Below are 5,222 nucleotides of genomic sequence, written 5' to 3' on the forward strand. Positions count from 1 at the left end.
CTGTAGAAATGAACTAGTCTTGTCCGCGGATTACTTTATATTACTCAAATATCTTCCAGCTTTTCAAATGAGCGAATCCATTCCACAATTACCGGTTCATTACCGATATTCCCAAAATTGAGAATAAGAGTAATGTTTGTTGGTCTTTCTGTGAAGTGCGTTCCATTATTTGACAGATAGTCTGTAATCTTGAATACATAGATATCTTTTCCTATCTTTTTAGCCTTATCCGAATCTAACTTCCAAAATTCCGGAGCACTGGCAACGCTATAGCTTAATTGTAACCAGTCTTTATTTGCGGATGTTGGAATTTTGGGTGCCTTTACAGCAATATACGGATAGTTTCCTGCCTGGTAGGAAATCCTTTTCTTTTGCATATTTACTCCGGATGATACAAATGACATTAGATTATCCACCTGTTTATAAGAGCAATTGGCGAAAGTCCATCCTTCCAGTTGGGAAAGATCCTCATTTATTTGTCCGGGGACTTTCCTTTCATTTAAGTCTTTTCCCAAATAGAACAGCAGGCTGCCGAAGCCCGGGTTATCACAAGTAAATCCCGGTCCTTCAGGACGTATCATGCCTAATACAATTTGGGTATATGGCATTTCTAACCCTTTGCGTTCAACATAGTGGTTGTAGGCTATTTCAAATAATGAGCGGAAACGTCCCATTCCTTCTTCCCCTAACGTAGTCCAGTTTGAATATTTTCCGGTTATATCTTTCCAGGTAAAGAAAGGTACTTCATAGCCCAGATTGGATTTGGCCAAGTATTCATAACCTTTCATAAGGCGATTATCCAAAGCGCTATACAGGTCTCTGCCTTGTGTCCAGGCTATTTCGGCAATTTCCGAGAGGCATCCTAACCCTAACATGGCATGTTGCTGGTCACGTCCACTTTCCTGTATCTGGCCGGATTCTGCTACGTAGTTGGGAAGAGTTCCATTATCATGGCCTTTCAGAAAAAACTCTATAGCGTCTTCATACAACTTCTTATCGTTCAGAAATACTCCGAATGCCATTTGTGCCTTAGTTACCGCAATTCCCCAGTTACCGTTGGTGTAAGGTTTGGTATTGTAGAAAGTAGTAAGTATCGGCTGGAATACATCTCGGAACATACTTTCTACTTTGGGTGTATCTTTTGCATCCCATCCGTTAGTATATTTATCTGCTGTATATGTATATCTCATGATTTCTGCTGCGTTTACCAGCATAAATCCTTGAAGGCCGGCACAAAGCGGATCGTCCGGACCTTCTATTTTCTTTATGGTACTTGCATACGCTCTGATAATCTCCATTGCTTTGTCTGCATGAGGCTCTTTTCCTGTGACTATCCAAAGAATGGCATTGTAGTAAGCTGCATTAAAATCTCGTTCACAAGGATCTTTGGTATAACCATATCTGCCGGCACGGCTGATAGTTTCGAAAGGTCCTTTTATGCAATAATCAGCTTTTCCCTCAGGCATTCCTCGCATGATGTTAAATGAACCGTAAGCCGGTTGGATCTCATTTCTGACAAGTTCCTGGATTCTTTTTAATGAAGAATCAGAATGGAGTAAGCCCGGATGAGTAAACTCTTGGCTGTTTATATTCAGCATATAAAAGAGAAGAATAAATAACGGAATAAATTTCTTTTTCATCATATTCTTAAAATAATAAGGTTAATACATATTAGATAGAAGTCAATATGTATATAGCGTATTTACGTGCCGATTTACCTAAAGCGACATCGCACTTTTTAGTTTAATTATGAAAAACAATTCTGCGTATAATGCATCATGAGATTAAACTAAGTTTTAGTGAGCAAAACTATACATTCTATCAAAAAAATCATTAAGTTTGTCGGACTTCTTAGTAATAATAAGGAGAAAATGATCGATTTTTATGAATGTATGAAGGACACATATTATTATATAGGGAGAGTTGCTCCATTTGTCATTCGTTATTTATTTATGGTGATAATGTTGTTGTTGCCATTATCTCTGTATTCAATCCAACAGTCTCCTGTTTTTCGTTCTGTAACTGTATCTGAAGGTTTATCCCATAATACGATAAATGCTATATATAAGGATACCCGTGGTTTCGTATGGTTAGGAACACAGATGGGATTGGATCGTTTTGATGGGGTAAATGTGACGACTTATCCTCAATTTTCCGGGAGAACTGTTTTTTCGATAGCAGAGACTGATTCTGTAAATTTATGGGTGGGTACAGATATAGGATTGATAAAGTTTAATCGTAAGACAGAGACGGTTGAACCGATTGTTTTAGATGGCAAATCTTTGTCTGTAAAAGTGGTTTTTGTGAGTAAGAAGGGGAGATTACTACTTGGTAGTTCACGTGGATTATTTCTGTATGAAAGTGGTGTATTCAGAAAGATTCTGCTGGACTCCAATGCCTTGTCTGCTGTGAATGGCCTAATGGATATTGTAGATGGAGAGGATGATAGTGTTTGGATCGCTTCAAATGGAGGATTGATCCATTATAATATGGAAACTGGAAGATCACGAGTGTTTGAGAATAATATTAGAGGAGGATTAAATTACTATAGTTGTCTGGCTTTGATGGGAAATACTATTTATTTAGGTACGGCAAACCAAGGCATGCTGAAGTTTGATATTGGGCAGGAAGTTTTCTCCATATATCCGCAAATAGGTAATGGATGTATTAAGGATTTGGTACCTGTAGGTAATGATACATTGTATGTAGGAACCAATGGAAGTGGTGTCAAAATTATAAAAGCATCTTCCGGACAAGAAATAACGTCAATAGAACATTCTATACAGGAAGATGCCATTTGTTCGAATGCTGTTTATTCATTACTGAAAGATAAAAATATCCTTTATATCGGTACTTACATGGGTGGAATGAGTTATACGCCTACGCGTGGGAATACCTTTTCCATCTATTCTTTTAAGGATAAATTTGATTCCCATAATCTGAATGTGCGTGCGTTCTGGATTGGTAAACAAGGGCGAAAAGTAATAGGTACCCGTGACGGACTTTATTATATTTCCGAAGAAGAGAATATAGTGAAACATTACACTATAAAATCTTCTATATTACGTTCGGATATTATTTTGTCGGTTAAACCTTTGGGAGAAGATTATTTGATAGGAACTTATGGTGGTGGCATGTATTTGCTGCATGCAGAGACGGGTAAACTGTCTTTCTTTAAACCGGATGATTGCTTCAGGCAAAATTCATTTACCGGATGTGAAAGAGATAAAGAGGGCAAATACTGGATAGGGAGTTCTTATGGGGTGTATGTCTATAATGAATTGACCGGACAGTATGTAAATTACAATAATAGAAATTCGTCTCTTGCCATAAATTCAATATTTACTTTAAAAGCAGATTCAAAGGATAGAATCTGGATAGGAACGAATGGAGCTGTTTTTTTGTATGATATGTCAACCGGTACTTTCAAGTCGGATGTATTTCCTGAACATATAGAACCGTTTACAAAAAGCATACGGTATATTTATGAGGATAATCATAAAAATCTATGGTTTTGTGACGATAAAGAGGGAGTTGTTAAAGTTGATGAGCATTTTACTAAATTTGAGCATCTGACAGTTGATGATTTCCTTCCCAATAATTCGGTCATGAGTATTATTGAAGATCCGCATGATGGAGGACTGTGGTTTAGTACACAACGTGGTTTACTGTATATCAAAGATAATCATCACAAGATTTTCTCTCTTTATGATGGCATTCCCGGATACATATTTAATAACCCTGTACAGATTACAGATGATGGCTCTATTTGGTGGGGCAATGAAAGGGGATTAGTAAAATATACTTCTCAGCTTAAACATGAAAGAAAGGTAATTCCATTACCTCCTGCCATTACATCAGTAGCTGTTGCTGGTAGAATCCTTCAGACGGGAGATGAATTGTTGCCTTTTTCTTCTTCATTTATGGAGAAGATCTCTTTGCCTGCAGATAAGAATAATATTGCATTTACGTTTTCTGCCTTGAATTATGCTGTTGTAAATACGGATATCTATGAATATTTTTTGGAAGGGTATGATAAGGAATGGTTGACTCTGATGAAAGGCAATCAAGTAGCCTATATGAATCTTCCAGTTGGCAACTATGTTTTTAAAGTACGGGCGGCGTCTAATCCGGGTGCAGTTATGGCGGTTAAGGTGGAAGTTGTACGGGGACTTTCTTTCACCTTATGGATGGTGGTACTTTGTTTTTTAACATGTTTGGTACTTCTCTATAGCTATTATGCTTTGCTGGGTAAATATAGGAAAATGAAAGAGGATATGCGTGAGAATACAGTACAAGTCGAAGGAGTACAGAAGGAGAAGTATCAGAAATCCAGGGTGGATGAAGAAGAAGTATCACGGATAAAACAAAGGTTAACAGAATGTATGAATAAGGATAAGATGTATCTGAATCCGGATTTGAAGTTGCAGGATGTAGCGAATACTATTGGCTGTAATGCGGGAGATTTGTCACAGGTTCTAAATTTATATTTGAATATAAACTTTACCGATTATATCAACCAATATCGTGTGGAAGAATTTATTATCCGCGTGCAGGATAAATCAGCTTCCAAATATACTTTGGCGTTTCTTTCTGAGCAGTGTGGATTTAGCTCCCGGACATCTTTTTTCCGTTCATTTAAGAAATTGAAGGGTAAATCACCTGCAGAGTATATTAAGGAGAAAGATATCATTTTAGAAATATAACTTCCTGAAAAGAGTACCAAAATAATTTGGTACTCTTTCTTTTTATATAATTAAAATATTGAAATATAGCTGTTTATTGAGAAACTCGTTTCAGCCTTTAGGTTGGTACCTATTACACTTCTCAGAATGTCTGAAAAGAATTTCAACTTACTAATTTTGTTGTCGTTGAAATCAATTTGTTCATTTAAAAAGTGCTATATCATGAAACACAAAACCATTCTTTTGCTTGCTTCTTTATTTGTAGTGGGAATTGCTTGTAAGCAATTCGACCGGGAATTTTCAGTAAATACCAATATTGATTATTGTGAGGCCCAGGCTTTACGTACATTGGCCATTGTTCCTTCTGGCTCAGAAGGAGGTATTCCTAACTCGATCGATGGAGATGATGTTAATTGGCATTTCACCAGTCCCGGTTCATGGACTTCAGGTTTCTGGCCTGGTATTCTTTGGTATTTATATGAGAATACAAAGGATAATATGTGGAAAGTTGCAGCTGAAAACTATACTCAAAAGATT

2 protein-coding genes and 1 pseudogene are annotated in these 5,222 nt (G+C 37.0%); 2 read left to right on the forward strand and 1 reads right to left on the reverse strand.

The annotated features are described in order from the left end of the window. Positions 1 to 44: 44 nt before the first annotated feature. The gene (locus BACCELL_RS17905; RefSeq protein ID WP_007213380.1) at positions 45 to 1,643 is read right to left on the reverse strand and encodes an alginate lyase family protein; all 1,599 of its coding nucleotides are present in this window, start codon (positions 1,641 to 1,643) and stop codon (positions 45 to 47) included. 249 nt (positions 1,644 to 1,892) lie between these two features. Here BACCELL_RS17905 and BACCELL_RS17910 point away from each other — a divergent pair, with 249 nt between their 5' ends. After that, complete coding sequence (locus tag BACCELL_RS17910; protein ID WP_044154103.1) at positions 1,893 to 4,706, forward strand: two-component regulator propeller domain-containing protein; 2,814 nt, start codon at positions 1,893 to 1,895, stop codon at positions 4,704 to 4,706. A gap of 201 nt (positions 4,707 to 4,907) precedes the next feature. Beyond that, positions 4,908 to 5,222, forward strand: a pseudogene (locus BACCELL_RS26920) (glycoside hydrolase family 88 protein); the annotation flags it as partial.

It is taken from the genome of Bacteroides cellulosilyticus DSM 14838 (assembly GCF_000158035.1).
Classification (GTDB): domain Bacteria; phylum Bacteroidota; class Bacteroidia; order Bacteroidales; family Bacteroidaceae; genus Bacteroides; species Bacteroides cellulosilyticus.